15 protein-coding genes are annotated in these 18037 nt (G+C 39.7%); 9 read left to right on the top strand and 6 right to left on the bottom strand.

What is annotated here, in order from left to right:
• Positions 1-54 precede the first annotated feature (54 nt).
• Genes UABAM_RS02575 through UABAM_RS02555 form a run of 5 tightly spaced genes read right to left on the bottom strand, consistent with a single transcriptional unit; the run spans position 55 to position 6665 of the window.
• The gene (locus UABAM_RS02575) at positions 55-639 is read right to left on the bottom strand and encodes a nucleotidyltransferase family protein (RefSeq protein ID WP_151966433.1); all 585 of its coding nucleotides are present in this window, start codon (positions 637-639) and stop codon (positions 55-57) included.
• A 23-nt stretch (positions 640-662) separates the two neighbouring features.
• Positions 663-3737: a potassium channel family protein gene (locus UABAM_RS02570; protein ID WP_151966432.1), complete on the bottom strand. Its 3075-nt coding sequence runs from the start codon at positions 3735-3737 to the stop codon at positions 663-665.
• Positions 3738-3791: 54 nt separating this feature from the next.
• Positions 3792-4241, bottom strand: coding sequence for a hypothetical protein (locus UABAM_RS02565; RefSeq protein WP_151966431.1), 450 nt, complete (start codon positions 4239-4241; stop codon positions 3792-3794).
• 18 nt (positions 4242-4259) lie between these two features.
• On the bottom strand, positions 4260-6197 hold the full coding sequence (locus UABAM_RS02560; protein WP_151966430.1) for a hypothetical protein: 1938 nt from the start codon (positions 6195-6197) through the stop codon (positions 4260-4262).
• A gap of 9 nt (positions 6198-6206) precedes the next feature.
• Entirely contained in the window at positions 6207-6665 is a 459-nt protein-coding gene (locus tag UABAM_RS02555) for a tetratricopeptide repeat protein (protein WP_173013098.1), read from the bottom strand.
• 147 nt (positions 6666-6812) lie between these two features.
• Here UABAM_RS02555 and UABAM_RS02550 point away from each other — a divergent pair, with 147 nt between their 5' ends.
• The 9 genes from UABAM_RS02550 to UABAM_RS02510 all read left to right on the top strand — a co-directional run bounded on the left by UABAM_RS02550 (position 6813) and on the right by UABAM_RS02510 (position 16928).
• Positions 6813-7961, top strand: coding sequence for a M20 family metallopeptidase (locus tag UABAM_RS02550; protein ID WP_151966428.1), 1149 nt, complete (start codon positions 6813-6815; stop codon positions 7959-7961).
• On the top strand, positions 7958-9235 hold the full coding sequence (locus tag UABAM_RS02545; RefSeq protein ID WP_151966427.1) for a DUF58 domain-containing protein: 1278 nt from the start codon (positions 7958-7960) through the stop codon (positions 9233-9235). Before UABAM_RS02550 ends, UABAM_RS02545 begins: the two co-directional genes overlap by 4 nt.
• Positions 9235-12174: a DUF4129 domain-containing transglutaminase family protein gene (locus tag UABAM_RS02540; protein WP_151966426.1), complete on the top strand. Its 2940-nt coding sequence runs from the start codon at positions 9235-9237 to the stop codon at positions 12172-12174. Before UABAM_RS02545 ends, UABAM_RS02540 begins: the two co-directional genes overlap by 1 nt.
• Positions 12174-12494, top strand: a complete 321-nt coding sequence (locus UABAM_RS02535) for a zinc-ribbon domain-containing protein (RefSeq protein WP_151966425.1) — start codon at positions 12174-12176, stop codon at positions 12492-12494. Before UABAM_RS02540 ends, UABAM_RS02535 begins: the two co-directional genes overlap by 1 nt.
• 2 nt (positions 12495-12496) lie before the next feature.
• Positions 12497-12925, top strand: coding sequence for a zinc ribbon domain-containing protein (locus UABAM_RS02530; RefSeq protein WP_173013097.1), 429 nt, complete (start codon positions 12497-12499; stop codon positions 12923-12925).
• Complete coding sequence (locus tag UABAM_RS02525) at positions 12922-13485, top strand: NUDIX domain-containing protein (protein WP_151966423.1); 564 nt, start codon at positions 12922-12924, stop codon at positions 13483-13485. Before UABAM_RS02530 ends, UABAM_RS02525 begins: the two co-directional genes overlap by 4 nt.
• A gap of 2 nt (positions 13486-13487) precedes the next feature.
• Positions 13488-14042 (top strand): NADAR family protein, encoded by a 555-nt coding sequence (locus UABAM_RS02520; RefSeq protein WP_151966422.1) that lies wholly within the window; start codon positions 13488-13490, stop codon positions 14040-14042.
• Between the two features lie 97 nt (positions 14043-14139).
• A complete protein-coding gene (locus tag UABAM_RS02515; RefSeq protein ID WP_151966421.1) occupies positions 14140-15531 on the top strand; it encodes a hypothetical protein in 1392 nt (463 codons plus the stop codon).
• Between the two features lie 83 nt (positions 15532-15614).
• Positions 15615-16928, top strand: coding sequence for a hypothetical protein (locus UABAM_RS02510; RefSeq protein WP_151966420.1), 1314 nt, complete (start codon positions 15615-15617; stop codon positions 16926-16928).
• A 10-nt stretch (positions 16929-16938) separates the two neighbouring features.
• Here UABAM_RS02510 and UABAM_RS02505 read toward each other — a convergent pair whose 3' ends face one another.
• Positions 16939-18030 (bottom strand): 1-acyl-sn-glycerol-3-phosphate acyltransferase, encoded by a 1092-nt coding sequence (locus UABAM_RS02505; protein ID WP_151966419.1) that lies wholly within the window; start codon positions 18028-18030, stop codon positions 16939-16941.
• Positions 18031-18037: the final 7 nt, after the last annotated feature.

The raw sequence follows: 18037 nt of genomic DNA, 5'->3' as shown, positions 1-18037 counted from the left end.
CATAAATCACCATAACTGCGATGGTGAGGGTATCAATATAAAAACGAAATACCTCTACATATTATCCAACTCTGTTATTTTTTTATACTCATCCATGGTGTCAATGTCAATATTTCCTTGTAAAAAAGGTATACTTACGCATTTATCTTGGTAGCGGTACAACAACTTCTTCGCCCCGCGGTCACCCTGTAGTTGCAAAATATCATCAAAGTATTTACGTGAAAACAGCGAAGGTATTCCCCACGTTTCGCCATACTGACAGGTAACGATTTCATGCCCTTCGCGATATTTATCTCCCAAACGTCGTAGTACATCAGCGGAAATAAATGGCTGATCGCAAACCATAAAAATCACCGCCTCTACATCACTATCGTCTAAAATTTTTTGTGTTCCCAAGCGAATGGAGCTACTTACCCCTTGGTCTCGATGGTGGTTTATGGCAATAGTGATGTCATGGTTGTGAACTACTTGGAGAATGTCTTCTTCAGGTGGGATGACAACAACAATGGGAGAATAATCACTGCCTTGTGCTGCGAGAATACTTTTTTCTAGTAAAGTCGTGTTTTGCCAGGATAGTAGTTGTTTTTTCTGTCCTAACCGCGAAGACTTTCCCGCAGCGAGTATTACAATGGCAATCATTATTTTCCCTTATCGTCAAATTTTTATGAGCGGATAATTTTTCGTGAAATGGTTGCGACAAAGAGCGTTGTTAGAAAAATACCCAAAATTCCTTCTAGAGAAAATAGATGCTTTAGCCAGTGATCTAAAACCGGACCACTGTCACCATAATCCATAGAAGCAAATGTGGTAATACTCAAATAAAAGGAATCGCTAAAACTAATATCTGTCAGAGGTCCGTCTGGGCCAAGAATACCGTTTGGTACAAAGGAAAACAATATGGCAAATACAAAAACGCAAGAAAGCGCAACGAAAGCGATATTCATCGGACGCGTTCCGTAGCCAAAACCTTTATCGAGAAATAACCAGTCAAAGAAAATTCCCATACTGCGCATTGGTCTCTTCCACGAGGCTTTTTTCATTTTACGCTTTGAACGGCAAAATCGATAGTACGCCCAATCCATACTCTCATAGTCATTTCTTTGATGAAATGATTGTTTTAGAATTCCGTATTCGGTCACCGCATGGCTAAATTCACCATTCTTTTCCGAGCTTAGTTCGTCACCAATGGAATGGCGATCAATCAAAAAGTGGTCAACTAACATATGGTTAAAAGAAATATCGCCAAATTTACAACGAAATAAATCGACCTTACCGTCGACATCGGTGTTGTACATTTTCAATTCTTTTTCAATGCGTCCATAACGCATGGTAAAACCACCATCAAACGAACTAAAACGCAAGTCCGCCGATTGACACTTGAGGCCATTCCACGAGGCCTCTTCTTTAAAACGTGCCTTATGGGAGTACAGCTTTCCTCCAATCGTTGAATTTTCACAGCGAATCATACCGCGAAAATACGACTTGGAAAATACCACGTCGTTGCCGACATCTACGCTATTGAGTTCCCATTCAGCATAGGAGTTGATGCCATCCAAACATAAATCTCCAGCAATGTTGGCAGAGAACATATTGATTTCTTTGTGAAATGTACTATCTGTCATATAGAACGTACCAGGAACAACATCATCCTTGCCTCTTTCTTCCTGGGTATGAAAAGTACTCAATTTTTCTTTGTCCTCAGCACTGAGTTTTGTCCCTACTTTAAGTCCACCAAAATCAATATAGCCATGAACGCGACTATCAGCCAAACTACCCCATGTACCAACCGTCAGAGCTGGGGCGATAATGGCACCTTCAATATTACTTCCGCTGAGGATTAGACGGTCCGCCACATTACTTTGCGAAATTTTGATATTTTTTCGCGCGTAGATTTTGGAAAGGCCAACACCACCGCCAAAATTAATATTGCGTAACACGAGATGGTTTTCAAACGTCGCGCCGGTGAAAAAGATGTCTTGTTTCACATCCGCAAGGTAAAAGTTCGATTCGTCGCCAAAGGTCGCTTCATTAAACGAACCGCGGCCATTGAAAGTTACTTTTCCAAAGTTACTACGTCCGCCCAATGTCGTTTTCTTAAAATCGGCCCTGCCCATAAACTCGCTCATCCAAAAACTTGAAACGTCTTGGAATTCCGCTTGATTAAAATTTGCTTGCTTATGGAAAACGCACTTGATAAAACGCGCATATTTTCCAAAACGCGCGCCGTAAAAATCGGTTTTTCCCTCAAAGTTGATACTGTCAAAATGGATATCTTCTTTAAAATATACAGGTTTTCCGATTTTACGTCCTTTTTCTTCTTTGGGCATCTCTGCAACAAACTTGCCTTTTATTGTTATTTCATGCCAGTATACTTTTGAGAAAAACATACTTTGCGACATATCCACATCAGCGAACGTGCAACCGGAAGCGTAAAAAGCATCATTGGTGTCATCGTTTCCAACGCGTGATTTTTTCATTTTAAGTGCTTGTTCTAAAGTACAAGAACTCAGGCTAATACGCGCAATCTTTGACGAGTTTAAATCAAGGCTTTCTTTTTTATGACCTACGATCGTGTGGCGTCGAATTTTGAACTCATGGCAGTGACAACGGAATGCACTCACAAGCAGAATGTCCCCCTCGCCGTCAAGTAAGACGTCGCCTTCGATCTTCGATTGATCGAGACGAAAAGTTCCCTTGAATTCGCAATTTTCAAAAACAACATCGCCGACGACACGTGTGTTACGCATAGAGACATTATCGTTCATTAATGTATCTGCAACTGTTATACCTTCGCGTATAATCGTATGCGACAGACCTTCGTCACCTCTCCACGCACTAAATTCAAGTCGCTCTGTTACTTCGCTGTCTCTTACCTCTATTCCCTGTTCAAATACTGTTCCTCGTGCGACAATTCCTTGTAGCTGACAATTTCGAATCACGAGCGGATGAACAATTCTTAAACCGTCGAGGTTGAGAAAGGGAATCACGGCATCTTCAATGATGCCTGTCTCTTTGATTTTTTTTACAGCTACCGCAGGAAACAAAACTTTGCGTCCATTGATTTCTTGTGCTTCTTCTTGTGCTTCTTCTTCCGTTTGTTCTGCCGCGTTTTGCGAAAAAACCTCTTTCATCGAAACTTCAACAGTGGTACTTTCGTCACTTTTTCCGTCCAAGGAAATCACATCGACTTTTTGTGTTTCTAAAAGTGCCTGTTCGTCAATAGATGATATGATTGTTTCTTCGCCTTCTACCTTAGAAATAATAGTTTCGTCGCCAGAACAAATCACTGTCTCTTCGGCATCAAAATTTTCTAAGTTATCAATCACGACATCTGCCGCAATATCTGCGACAGCACCGCTGACAATGGTATCTTCTGTCGATATAGCAGAATTGTCTTCCTTGTGTTCTACCGTATGCTCACCGGAAATATTTTGTTCCGTCGTGTTATTAGCAACTACCTTAGGCGTATCCTCTGCGCTGTTCGTTGCGTCATCTTTCTGTGAAACAGCTCGTTTATTATCTTCAGAAGAAATGTCGCCATTTATTTGTACATGTAGATTACGCTGTATAATTCTTTGTTCTAGAGGATCGTCATTGATAGATTTCACTGCTTCATCTGTAGAGCCCTCTTTGGTAGTTTCCGTAGAATGGCTACTTGCCTCTTCAGAAACATTCTCCTGAACTTTATCGGCGGCTTTTTTTTCGTCATTTCCGTCGATAAACTCATCTTTGTTCATAATTACCTTCCTTTATTTTCCGGTTACGAGCACGGTTATAATCGCTATCAAACTTTAGTTTGATTCGTCGGGTCTTCCATGTATTTGATCTAAAATCGCTGGTACATTGTCGGGAAGTTCTTCACGATCTAAACGATAAACCTTATTATCGACAAAGTCTTCGATACTACATAAAAAACCGTCTACAAAAACCAAACGACACTGCTGTTTATTATATGAACGAATGCTTGTTTGCGGTGGTGGTAAAACACCATTATCATCGCCCTCTAAAATGGGCTGATAGTCTAATTTTTCTTCACTGTAGTTCCAAACAGAAATACGATGATCCTTGGTGTTAAAATTAAACTGCGATTTGGGTTCTCCCATTTTATAATCTACTTGAGCTTCACTATCACCAAGTTCTACTCCCAATTCCTTGACAACATTTCGTTCTTGGAAAATCGTACAGCTACACAAAATGATACTGCAAATCGCAATAAGACAAACTTTTTCAATTTTATGCAAAATAACTTTACTCCTCACTTAAAAATGGCGTTTTATTTCCTTGACAAGAAGTATGTTGTTTTGCGATGTCATTACTTTGTCCATCACGATAAAATCCCAGTACGACGAAGCATTCATTTTCAATTGCTTTTTGCGTTGTAGACTACGAATACGCAATTCAGCATTGTCAGTAGAGATTTTCTTGTTTGCCATTAATTTTCGCAAAGCACTTATCTCATTGTCAATATTTTTGACTGCGCGTTCTAACTCTTGCAAGCGCTCCTTAATTCTCTTCTGTCGTGACATCCAACGTTTAGATGTAGGACTTATGTCTAAAGCATAAAAAGCCACCTCTACCTGCGAGCGGATTTGAGGAACTTCAAACTTAGCTTTGACAATCACAAAACTGTTGAGATAGTGGATACGCCAGACAGAAGCTCCTTTGAAATATTTACGATAGTACGCTTCCACGGTGTCGGTACTCGAATTGCACAAAAACAACGAACGGTAAAGAGATCGAGATTTAGAAGTTCTTTTGAGTCCTTCTTCCATCTTGTCATGGCTAATGAGTTTTGTTTGTGGAAAAACCACCAATGGGTAATCTTTTGCTAGTGTCTTTCTTTTTGCTGGTTCTAAACTCACCTTCGCGATTTGATCGACCAAACCTGCCTGTGGTTCGGTAGTAATCGAGACTCCCACCGGCTGTATGATTAAAAGCATATTGCGTTTTTTCTCCAAAACATGCTTAATAACCACATGATCCCAGTAAGTTGTGGTGTTTAGCATAATATTAAGTTTAGATTGCAACAGGCTTAATTTTTTATTACGTTCTTCTAAGGAAATCTTTTTTGCGTCGTACAGAGTTTTTTGTTCTTGTATCTCTGCAGATATTTTGTTAACTGCCGCCTCGTTCTTTGCGATCGTCTCGCGAATTGCCTCTATATTTTTAATGCGGTCTAAGTTTTTTGTGTCGATAGAATAACAGTGGATCTCCATCATTTCACTACTGCCAGGAACAGCAAATTTCAGCTTTAAAATATGCACAAGTTCATTGAAGTTAATACGTGAAACTTGGGTCTTTTTATACGCTTTGCGATAAAATTCTTCGATGTTTTCCAAAGGAGAATCCACGGCAAACAATGAGCAGTAGAACTCACGCTTTACCTTGGCAATCACATTTTCTTCTAAACTAGGCAATTGAACGTGAGAAGCTTTCGGATACAATTTTACATAAACCTTCTCATCCTTTGGCGAAACCAATCGACTCGTAGGTTTTGTTCTTTTTACCACGGGCTTATCTTTTTTTGGCTCTTTTTTCACTTCAACTAAAGGTGTTTTTTGCTGTTTTTTTATTTCAGAAATTTGCTTGCGATCGGGATTCAAGTGTATTTCCGCAAGAAATTTTATCAATTCGAGTGGGTAACCGTCGTTTTTCAACTTTAGTAGTTCGTTACTATTTATACTATCGTGATCAATCTCTGATTTTTTGAGCGCAGCAATGATTTCGTCGCTACTTTTACCTGCTCCAAACCACTTACGTACGTCTTTAATAGAAACTTTGTCACTTTTCGGCGAAAACTTATTTTTTAGGGCATTCACAATTTTTTGCGGTACTTTGTTGCGGTGCAACAAAAGCCAGTCTTTTACACTATAATTTTCGATTTGTTGCGCCTGCCCTATTTGGGCGATAATGTCTTCGCTACTTTGCCCTTCTTTTAGCATTTCAACAATAGATGCCGCTGACAAATCATCCGTACGCGACAACGCCTTAATAATCCGTGACGAAATACCTTTTTCCTTCAATAGTTTTATATCTTGGGCAGAGAAGGTACCACGATTTTCCGCTTTCTTAATGTGACCAATTATTTCTGTTTCTTCTACACCTAAATCGACTAAAAATATAATGTCTTTCGCGGTGATAGATTCAGCACAGATGCAACTCAACATGATGGTAAAAATTAAAAAGATACGTAACATGATGCTCTCCTAAATTTTATCCAATTCGATCAAAGCAAAAGCAGCTTTCTGGAAAAGAGGATAAATAGTAATTGATTTTTCATAACAAGTTCGAGCATTGTTTTTCATTCGCAGTATGTGGTATAGAGATCCTATATCAAACCACAACATATAGTCGTCTTGCGAAGCCAAATTTTCCGCTTGTTCTAGATGATATACGCCCTCGCTTATGTTTTGCAAAAATAGCAAACATCTCGCAAGGTGAATGTGTGGTCGTGGCGCCGAAGAATCCATGGCAATAACTTTCTCAAAATGCTCTATTGCTTTACGCCAGTTCATACTATACTCTTCTTGTATCCCCGCCAAGAAATGTGCCTGTGTCGCAATGCTTGGCTCTCCCACAGGAACGATTTCGTTGGGATAATGTTGTTTAAAGGAACAAGAATTTAAGCCGATTAGTACTGATATGATTACTATTCTCGCTAGCACAAAAAAATCCTTCCTAAAAAAAAAGAAACATATGCTATAATAAATAATAAATACAAAAAAAGCAAGTAGTCGCGCGATCATTTACCGAGCGAATCAGTTAGTAAACAATACGAATTATCGACCAACAATGTTTGCCGAGGTAATTAAATGAGCATAATAGAATTAACACAAAAATTAGTACAAATCCCCAGCTATGTTGATGGCAAATGCAATGAATACAAATGCATGGAATTCATCGAGTCTTACATCAAAGAGCACACACAATTGACCATGCACAGACAATTAGTTGAAAATGATCGCTATAATCTTATTGTACACGATAATGAACCTGCAAAGCTCATTTTTTTTTGCCACATGGACACAGTACTGCCTTCCTCTGGTTGGCAACACGACTTATTTCGCGGAGAAGTGCAGCAAAAAAAACTGTATGGTTTGGGAGCGGTGGACATGAAAGGTGGACTTGCTTGTGCACTCCACGCGGCCTCACACGTAAAAAATACACGTGGCTTACATTTGGTCTTTGATGTCGATGAGGAGTACTATTTTAAGGGAATAGAAAAATACCTAGAAAAATATAGTCCTGCGGCACAACTCGCTATTTTTCCCGAACCAGGAATGAAAATTCGCAACGGGCACCGCGGGGTAATCGAAATTTATTTTCGTCTTCACGGCGAAACAGGACATGCCTCACGTCCTCATGAAGGAAAAAATGCCATCCGTGGCATTCAAGAAGCCGTAGCTGTTCTCGAAGAGGCACTTCAAGAACATTCCCATCCGTCATTGGGAAAATCCACTTGTAACTTATCTTACCTTCACGGTGGTTCTGACCCAGGCCATCAAACACACGGGTATATAAACGTGGAAAAGTCTGCCAATAAAATTCCAGATATTGCCGAAGCCATACTTGATATTCGTCCTGCGCGTAGTACGGTAAATGCCGATTTTGTCGTCGACATCTTGCAAGATTTTGCGCAAAAACACGGTTACGCGTTAACCAATGTGGAAAAACGCCTAGACTACGGCGCATTTCACATAGACAAAGAGCAGCTACAGGATTTCGCCCAAATTGTAGAAACCTATATTGAAGGCGAGATATTTGCCGACGCCAAGCACTTTGGTTACGGAGAAGGGCAACTTGTTCACGAACGCCTTCAAATTCCATGTGCCTATTTTGGCCCTGGTCCTACGCAAAAAGCGCACGAAGTAGACGAATATGTTGAGACAGATGAACTCGTGTGCGTAGAGGCGATTTTTCGCGATACCATCATTCACTACTGCGGTGGAGAAAAAATTTGAAATCCTACAAAAAATACCATGGCTCTGATGTACGCAATCGTAGATTGACATGGATCTTCATTATTTTCTTTCTGTTGGCCGTAGGGTTAATTCGCGGAGAGCGTATTGCTCTTATCTTAGCACAAACCATGCTCGCGATGATGATTGTCACTTACATCTACGTACACTATATTATAAAAAAAATAGAAGTAACACGCGAAACAAACGACAAAGCAATAGAAGATGAACTAGTTCCCGTGTACCTACAAATCAAAAGTGTGTTTTGGTTTCCCATACGTTGGATTTGTATTAAAGACTATTTTGGTGCGGAAATGTATTGCGATCGCCAACATGAATACTTAATTACTCAATTCGATTTGTGGTGTAAAAAACAAAGTATTCAATATTTCGCACGCTGCGCTGCCGGAAGAGGAAAATACAATATTGGTCCCGTGGATGTCGTGGTAACAGATCCACTAGGCATTTGGATTTTGAGTAAAGAACTGCAAGTCATTGACAAAATATTAGTGCTACCTGCAATTGTAAAGCTAAAATCTATTTCGCCTCATGGAAGGCAAAAACTACACTTTTCAGGTATCAGGACTTCGCATAAAGCTGGTTTAAGCTATGATTTTTGCGGAACGAGAGAATATCGTAGTGGAGATAGTTTGCGCTACATACACTGGCCTGCAACCGCGCGCACCTCTAAACTCATTATAAAAGAGTTTCAGCAAATCACCACCTCGCGCATTGTTATCTTTCTCGATTTATACCGTAAATCACTACAAGGATTTCGTCCAACGAACTTGGACTACGCAATAAAAATAGCTGGCTCTGTCGCGAAATACGCCGTGGACAACTCTTATGAATTTCGCCTTGTTGCCGCAGGAGAAAAAGACTATGACTTTTATTATGGCAAGAGTGAAGCACATCTAAACTGGCTTCTAGAAGAAATGGCGGTAATGAAACCATCAGGAGACAAAAATCTACTGGAACTTCTCCAAGAGTATGCGCCTCTAATACCTTCAGGAGAGGAAGTGGTGGTTATTTTTAGCAGCCATATTGGTGATCCCCAACACTACCTACAAGTACTCACAATGCTGCAATACCGTAATATTTCTGTGACAGCAATATTTCTCGTAGCAACTAGTTTTAAAATATTACAAGAGCATGATGGTATCGATTGCTATATGGCAGAAAGCGATTTACCACAAATGTGCATGGCACGCGGCATTCACGTTGTTGTTGTCGAAAAAGGCGCTGATATTGCTCGTTGTTTCGAAGGAGGTTTCTAATGTTTTACTCATTTTTCTTACTACTAGCTCTGGCATGCCTCGGCGAATTTACCATATTTAATTTTTTAAGTATGTCCTCGCAACAACCTCCACTGTGGCTATTATACGTTTTACCTCTTTCTTTTGTATTAGGAGTTCTTCTCGCAAAAGAAAACAAAGGGTTTCTCGAAAAATTGCGGCGTTATATACAACTAGAAACGTTATTCATTATCGGTATGATTTTTTATGTATATATGCTATATACCACTAAAAATCACCCTTTAGTCAACTTTGGCTACTTCATGATATATTCCATGTCGTTGTCTGCCTGTTTCATTTTTCGCGAATTTTCGACATATCTATATTTGCTATCCTGCTCTTTACTTTTTGGTGTATCACAACTTTACGACGTAAGTGATCCTGTTCTCAAAGCCGGATTTTATCTCGCGGCTTTAGTATTTTGTATTGTCATACACAACGACTACATGAACTACAAATATATTGCACAAAGTAATAGAAACAAGATGTTCCCCTTCGTCATCACCATTGTTTCCGTAGTGTTTGGGGTAATGATCATGACGTGGATGACCTTTGCGACTCCTCAAATATCCAACTATCTAGATAGTGTCGCTCTCATACGTAGTTATTTTCAAAAAAAACAACCTCCTACACCACAAACAGCAAAAAATATACAGAACAATACACAAAGTCAACAACGCCGTCAGCAACAACAACCTCAAAAACAACAATCGCAACGCAAAGCCAAACAAAATAAAGAAAATAAACAGGCTAATAATAAACAAACCAATAGCGATAGCAATAGCAGTGATAAAAATCCCATCGCAAACCATACCCAGGTGTCGTTAAAAAACGATCTTAAATTTGGTGATGTTGATTTTTCAAACATTTCTCCACGAAAACTTTTCGAAGTGGAGCTAGCCACGGAGACCCTGGGAAATGCGGATATTCGTTCGCAAGATTTGTATTGGAAACTAGGACACTTAGACACATATGACGCACAGAACGGTTACTGGTATTTGCGCAATACTCAACAACAAGATTTACCGCGTAGTAGTGGCGGTTGGATAGCTCTAAATGCGGGAAAACCACGATTTAAACACAACAAGATATTGCAACTCTACACACTATACGCGCCAACTTCGCGACTTTACTATTTAACGCAACCAGGTTATATCGACATCAAACGCGGCCTGCGGGATCGCGGAGGTAATATTTTTCCCGAAACTCAGGGAAATCAGTATCAGGTAGTGAGCTATGTTGCCACAACAAGAGCACAAGTCCCTTATAGTATTATGAATGTAAGTTACCGTTACACCAGTGTCCCGCGAAACATACAAGTTTATCGCAACTTGGCAAAGCATATTACACGAAATTCTCGACGTCCATATGACAAGGTGAAAAGCATAGAGCGTTATTTACAAAAAAATTACACATATGACTTAAAACCAGGTATTCGCGGCGGTGACGCCACATATCAATTTTTATTCAAGAAACGTCGTGGTTACTGTCAGCATTTCGCCTCTGCCATGGTTTTGCTCCTTCGCTCTATCGATATACCAGCGCGCGTCGCCGTGGGATGTCACGGCGGCATATGGGACACAAACAAACAAGCATATGTTGTGTCTTCGATACACCGTCATGCCTGGGTAGAAGTACCTTTTCAGGTCTTAGGCTGGACAAAATTCGATCCAGTTCCTGTAGATGATCCACAAATAGATGCGGACTTTACAGAAAAAGTCGAAGAGTTTAAAAGACGCGAAAACATTCAAAGCGCCGACAACATTGTCCATAATGATGATGACAGGCGTGGTCGCCATTCATCCGAACGTACCCAAAACAACCCCAATAAAAACGGAGAAACACAAAACGACTTTGCGAGAAATGACCCGCGTAACGATAAAAACTCCGCTAATAACAACCAACGTTTTGGTGATAATGGTGATAAACAACGTTTTAGTGATAACAATCAACGTTTCGGCGATAACAATCAGCGCCTCAGCGATGACAAAAAACGTTTGGCACAAAGAAATAAAAGGCAGCAACCATTTGATGATCGCTCAGAAAACGCAAAAAAACAACGCCGTTTTGCCAACGAAGATTCCGTCAATCGCAATAACAATATGCAACGCGCGGACAAAGACCGTTTTTTTATGACACCCGAACAACAAAAAATGCAACAACTCGCCAGAAAACGTTTGCAGCGAATTCGTCGCGAAAGACAACGACAACAACAATTGCGCCAACAAATAGAAATACAAAGACAAAAACGCATTCAAAGACAGAAACAACTTGCCAAAAAACGCAATGCAAAAAAACGTAATTCAAGCGCTACACCACAGCAAAAAAAGCTAGATACATTAACCCATAACAAAACCGCTCAACAAAAAATGGCAAAAACATCAAACAATACGACGCAAAAATCGTCGAAACAATCGAGGCAAATGAGAACAGCAAATGGTATTATCACATTTATCAAAAATATGACCATTTTTTGTGTATCCTTTGTATTAATTTTGATATTTTGTTATGTCGTCCCGCAAGTGATCAAAACAATACGCTTTTTAATTAAAGTGTTATTTTCAAAAAGTGAAACGCAACAAGAAGCGGAAAATATACCCAAATGGGGCAAAATGATCGCCAAAGTCTTAGCGCCAAAGAAAAAAGTACATACAGAACTAGGAAAAATTATCCACGAGTACACACAACTATCAAAAAAATTGGAAACTTTTGGTCTGCACAAGCAAACGCATCAAACACCAACAGAGTATCTTCACTTTTTACAAAAAGAAGTGAGCCCAACGGCAAAGCACAATATGCAAATGCTAACCCAGCTGTTCCTCAAAGTAAAGTACAGTCCTTATGAAGTAGATAGTGATGATGTTGTACTATTCAAACAGTACTGCGAAACAATATTTAGCGATATAAGAAGGGCTTCGTAATGCCAAACACAAAAATTTGTAATAGTTGTGGGCAACAAATTAACGCGGAACATGTCTTTTGCATACATTGTGGTGCAAACCTAGAAAAACAAAACAGTTCCCCAACTGACCATTCTCCTCTACAAGGAGACAAAAATTCTGATAAAACAACGGTAGAAAATAAGAGTAACAATCTCAATGCCCTGTTAGTTATTATCCTAACGGTTATTGTGATTTCTCTAACGCTAAGAATACCTATTCAAAGGGTAATATTATTCTTCATTCCCGTTGCTGTTGTATGGGTTGTTCATTCTCTTTTAAAAAAGATCGAGGGGAGTTAAACATGGAGTTAAACTCAAATGTAAAAATGTGTATACAGTGTGGTAACTACGTAGAAAAACACGCTAAATTTTGTCCACATTGTGGGAGCAGCCAAAAAACACATCTTACCTGTGCAAAGTGCGGAGAAAACGTACCACGTGATGCAAAGTTTTGCCATACTTGTGGCTATACTATGGCAGCAGTAGAGCAGGAACAAGAACAAAAACAACAAACCGTAAATGCCGGATGGCGCGGTGTTTTTTATCGCTTTACCTCACTTTTATGTTGGTCATGTTTTCTATTTGTAAGTGCCGGAGCGCTGTACCAGTATTCGGAAGGTAAATGGACAGATAGTCACTTGGCGATTATCGGAGTAAGCGCCCTGCCACTCATGACTTTTATTACCGCACGTTGGATTCTACGTGGAGCAAAGAAAAAAGTCGTACGATGAAAAAGAATAAACAATACCTTCCCAGGACATGCTCCTGGGAAGATTTTCAAAAGTGGGTGGGGGAAGAAAAGCTCACCGAGCTGCAAAACGGCGAAAAATCAGCAAAGCACTTGTTTGAAGAGCTACAACTAGGGGAAAGTAAACTGTACAAAGAGAACGATATTTATCGTGAAATCTCCTTAGTGAAAATGCACATTCATCACCCAAAACAACAAAACACACAACTCATAGAGACCTCTCAATATCTCCCACAACAAAAATCATGGCGCCAGCGCAATATACCCCCCAGCGAAAAATTGCAATGCAATGAAAAGCCCGAAGAAGCGGCGGTAAGAGGCCTAAAGGAAGAGTTGGCTTTTGTAGAACACCAGCACTACCGTTTGGTCTTTCGCGGCGAAAACGACGAAGAACGTGTATCTAAATCGTATCATGGAGTAAAAACGCTATATCAAACCTTCTGTTTTGACGTATACATCCAAGAAACGTTATTTCAAGAGAAATACGAAATACAAGAGAAAGATGGTAAAATAGCCATATTCGAATGGCGCACACAGGAGTGAAAATGGACATCCGTACTGTAGAACAACTCATCGAAGAACACAACAAAAACACGAAGTTGAAATATGTGTTCTTCTGGGGGCATACCCCCAAAAACAAAAACGAAATTGACAAAAGCTGTTTTAGCAATTGGTTTCCCATGCCGTTTAGCATAGATGGGATCACATACGCCACCGCCGAACACTACATGATGGCGCAGAAAGCTCTGCTGTTTAACGACCAAGAGTATCACGACAAAATTATCCAGTGTAAAACACCCGGTGAAGCCAAAAAATTCGGCCGCAAGGTACGCAATTTCGACGACGATACGTGGAAAAAACATCGCTTCGACATTGTAGTAAAAGGGTGCGTCGCAAAATTTTCACAAAACACATCGCTCAAAGATTTTTTGCTACAAACAGGAACGCGCATTTTAGTAGAAGCAAGTCCGCGCGATCGCATTTGGGGAATTGGCTTAGCGGCTAGCAACGAAAAAGTCTACGACCCGAACCATTGGAAAGGTCTCAACTTACTCGGTTTCGCCCTAATGGAAGCGCGCCAACAAATAAACGAACAGTAGAGTCGTAAATATAAGCAATTAACCACGCCTAACAAAAACTAAACGGCACAAACTTTGCTCTTTAAGTTAACTTAATACTTATAAAAAGGGAGAAGTTGTGTCACAAACAAAAAAAAACAAACGGTCTATTTCCATCAAACTACCCAAAAATCGCGATTTGCGTTTGGAAATTGAACCTGTTATTGCAAAAAGCAAAAAAATCTGCGAAGAAATACAACAACAACTTGCACAACATGAAGGTTTACAGAGGGTTTCCCAACAAGTTTCGGAAGCGGCAACAAAAAGTAAATCTGCGGCAAAACAAAATAGTTTTTTTAGCATACACCGTTTACCGGGATATATGTTTATATTATTACTCATATGGAGTGCTTGGTGGGTATATTACGACTTTGTAGTGACCCCTCAAATCTCCATTGCCTTATCCGACCGCGATACACAAAACATTGTCGAGGTAATGAGCGGCCAAGTCGGTATTAACATTGTTAATTGCAATGGTTCTAGCCATGGATTAGAAATGTTATATGACAAAAAAGTCGATATTACTTTTGTACAAGGAGGTGTTGATTTTCCGAATCAATATCAAAGATTCATACTCCCAGAAAAGGAACTAATTATATTTTTGGTACGTGATGGACTAAAAAAACATCAAGTAAAAAGAGTATGTACCTCGGTAAAAAATCAGGGAAGTCATACACTTTCACAACGTTGTCTAAAAGTCATGGGAATGCAAGTTACCTTTACACATGACTGGCCGCGATTGGTCGAAAACGAAGAATTCATCCTACCACCAGACGTTGATGCGGTTATAGTGGTGAAATCCATGGAAGAGAAAAATATGGCCGCCATTCGCTCTTTGGTTGACAAAGGTTTTAGGTTTCGCACGGTAGATTTAGGAGTTTGGGGAGACACAAAATCTTATTTGCAAAAGATAAAACTTTCCAAAGGCTATATATTAAAAAATCCATTTGCTCCACAAATGACGGTGCAAAGTTATTGGGTGCATCGTTATGTGGTGGCAAATCCCCATATTCGCACAGCACATGTGAAAAATATCGCGCGCGCTTTGTACCCGACGAATTTAGAGATTTCTCCGGAGAGAGAATCCGTGGTGAATGACTCTCTACAAAAGGCCGACGCGTTTACCGAAACGTTCATTGGAGTAGCGATGATCTTAATGAGTTTATTTGGTTTGAGTGTGTACTCATTTCGCCAGCGTTTCAATGAATTAAATACATTGGTGAGTTTACTCAACATGTTGCAAAGTTCCAAAGACTTGCATGGTGAACTAGATCATGAATTGCGCACACAGTACATTCTATATCTCGCCTATTGCAGTGATTTACTGAGTATTATTGACATTGTTACCGGCTACTATGCCCAAGAAAATTCGGCGTTGATGTTTAACGGTTTTTGTTCCACGATTCATCAAAGGTGTTCGCATCTCAAATTGAATATTCAACTCAAGATTCAACATGCTACTTTGAAATAGGATGGAAAAAGAGGCTTAACAGGATAGAAAAGAATTTGGCACAATTAACAGTATTTTGTTTTGTTTTAATAAAGGTCGTATGAATGAAAAATATTAAAACGAATTGGGTTTTCAATGATTTGCCTGGTTTTCGTACAGTGAACGATTTCGCAACCTACTATGAATTTCCTTATGAAAATTTACCGCCTATTCCAGAAGATACCGACGAAGATTTTTCGTGGATCATCTCGCAACGTGAAAGAGGTATGGGTGGGAACCTCGATGGTACCATTGAACTTGCAAAACAAAACGACATCGAATTGCCGCAATCGTTACATGTATTTATTGAAAAAAAATTACAAAAATACATGCTCTCCTCAACGGATTATTATTTTGATAGTGGAGAAAAGGTAACGCGTACCCAAAATCCTTCGGGGTTTTTGTTACATCTGATCGCGGATTCGCAATGGTGCTACCATTGGTATTTGTTTGTTGGTGACAATGGAGAACATTGTGTTTTAGGCTGTGTGGAACCCTACGGTTATGAAGAATATGCGTCGGTCAACCAGTCTGTTGTCAATATTGAAGGTTCTGAATTAGAGCTGTGTTCTCCCAGCTTTTTCGAGTTTATTTATCGCTTTTGGATTGAAAATGAAATTTGGTTTTCTCTGGCCTATACATGCAATAACATACTAACGCCGCGTATGGTCGAGTATCTTGCTCATTATGCCGCGGTCGTCACCAAGCAAAACCTAAACACTGTACAAAACCGTACCATTTATGAAGGGTGCACTTTTTATTTGTCGGATAAACTACCAGCATTAAAAGGATGTATATTTCAAGATTGCAGTTTTCGCGATGCACAAACGGAGTTTGAAAAATTGGATAACTGTCGTTTCATCCGTTGTAATTTTAACAAAGTAATATTCCATGACTCCTCGCCAAAATTCCAAGGAGGGATTGCGAATTCCTTAGTTGTGCAGGGCAATATATACGACCTGGAATGGCTGGATGGCCTTCATGAAATTGAGGAACTACGAATTTGTCACATGAATATATCTTCATCACGACAAGTGAAACTTAGGACTGCAACTACGTGTATAAAGTCAATCGTGATCGACAATGTCGATATCAGCAATGTAATTTTTAGCGATTTAAATAGATCAAAACCTAACGGTATTAAAGGACTGCAAAAAGTTACAATCATAAATGCAAATGTTTTTGCAGCGCACATCAATCAATGGAATATTGCACAGATAAAACATTTGCACTTTAAACAGGTAAAATTAAATCCGCCGGTGGCAAAAGCACTTCTCAAATCCGACAATTTAGAAGAAATGTGTTTTGAAGAAACGTTCTACCCCGAAATTCATTTGCTAAAGCAGGCCTTACCGCATTGCAAGATTCGTCAAATATAAAAAGATATACCTATTCAAAAACCGGATGGAAATTCTCGTCGCCTTCAATATCATAGTGAGAGTGATGTAGTTCTAAAATTGGTCGAAAAATATCTTTGACTTTTAGCATATCAATCAACTCTACTTGTTCAATGCGCAACTCATCTGCAAATTCGACGATAATGTCCATCATTTCGATGGAATCTAATCCTAAATCTCTTCCCCATTCATCTTCTAAGGAAACGGGGCGACCTACTTTCTGGGTAAGTTTCTCTAAGATAGGATCGGCGATTTCATGAGGAATTTGCTCCGTATCGATCTTTGCCCAAAAACGTTTTTGAATTTTGGGATGCTTACGAAACGGAACACGGGGCTGGGCAATAGATTCATTGCCATCGCGATTGTACCATTTTTCTAAAGCCCGATTAAACTCTGTACGACTTTTGATCTTTTTGATTTCGGGAGGAATAAGAGAGTACTCGACATATACACGGCGCTTAGGCAAGAAAAGAAGTAGACTTTTCATACAATCCCATAATGTATGTTTCATTGCCACGGACAAATCGGGCGCATCTTGGCGCTCCGCATAAGAAAAACGACTTCCCCATAGTCCGCGAGCATTGACAAGAACTACATGGCAATCTGGGACTTGGCTAACAATATCATACGCCCCAGAAGCACCTTCCAATCTTTCATAGGCCGTTCTTTTTATCTTACCCGAAGGGTAAAACATAAAACGTTCACCTTTTTTCAATCCCCCAATAATTTCCTCAAGTAGATCGTAGTATTGTTGTTTTCGACCTTCCCAATTGTCGGTTTTAGCGAGATCAACCACAGGAAGAGACCGAGGAAGCGTCAAAACATAATGGATACCGGGAATATAATAAAACTTTTCGTGCAAAACAGGTCGCATTTTAAAACGCCGCAATAAAAGACTAACTTGCACCAATGGATCGAGTAATGCAACATGGTTAGGCAAAAACAACGTTCCCTTCTCACTTTTTAAAACGGTTTTCTTTATTTCTTTTAAGCCAGTGATGTAATAGCGATAGCGTAACTTTAATGACAGTTGTATCAGAGTGATGAATACATGTTTGTTAAACGAACGAATAAATTTTCTCATGGTATCT

Origin of the sequence: Candidatus Uabimicrobium amorphum, assembly GCF_009002475.1 — a bacterium.
GTDB classification, from domain to species: domain Bacteria; phylum Planctomycetota; class Uabimicrobiia; order Uabimicrobiales; family Uabimicrobiaceae; genus Uabimicrobium; species Uabimicrobium amorphum.
The sequence above is the reverse complement of the archived record's forward strand: the minus strand, read 5'-3'. Positions and strand labels throughout refer to the sequence as shown.

Coding starts and splice junctions, on each gene's coding strand:
- UABAM_RS02510 (WP_151966420.1), top strand. CDS start 15,615: ATGAAAAATATTAAAACGAATTGGGTTTTCAATGATTTGCCTGGTTTT.
- UABAM_RS02535 (WP_151966425.1), top strand. CDS start 12,174: ATGCCAAACACAAAAATTTGTAATAGTTGTGGGCAACAAATTAACGCG.
- UABAM_RS02525 (WP_151966423.1), top strand. CDS start 12,922: ATGAAAAAGAATAAACAATACCTTCCCAGGACATGCTCCTGGGAAGAT.
- UABAM_RS02540 (WP_151966426.1), top strand. CDS start 9,235: ATGTTTTACTCATTTTTCTTACTACTAGCTCTGGCATGCCTCGGCGAA.
- UABAM_RS02550 (WP_151966428.1), top strand. CDS start 6,813: ATGAGCATAATAGAATTAACACAAAAATTAGTACAAATCCCCAGCTAT.
- UABAM_RS02570 (WP_151966432.1), bottom strand. CDS start 3,737: ATGAACAAAGATGAGTTTATCGACGGAAATGACGAAAAAAAAGCCGCC.
- UABAM_RS02505 (WP_151966419.1), bottom strand. CDS start 18,030: ATGAGAAAATTTATTCGTTCGTTTAACAAACATGTATTCATCACTCTG.
- UABAM_RS02560 (WP_151966430.1), bottom strand. CDS start 6,197: ATGTTACGTATCTTTTTAATTTTTACCATCATGTTGAGTTGCATCTGT.
- UABAM_RS02520 (WP_151966422.1), top strand. CDS start 13,488: ATGGACATCCGTACTGTAGAACAACTCATCGAAGAACACAACAAAAAC.
- UABAM_RS02530 (WP_173013097.1), top strand. CDS start 12,497: ATGGAGTTAAACTCAAATGTAAAAATGTGTATACAGTGTGGTAACTAC.
- UABAM_RS02575 (WP_151966433.1), bottom strand. CDS start 639: ATGATTGCCATTGTAATACTCGCTGCGGGAAAGTCTTCGCGGTTAGGA.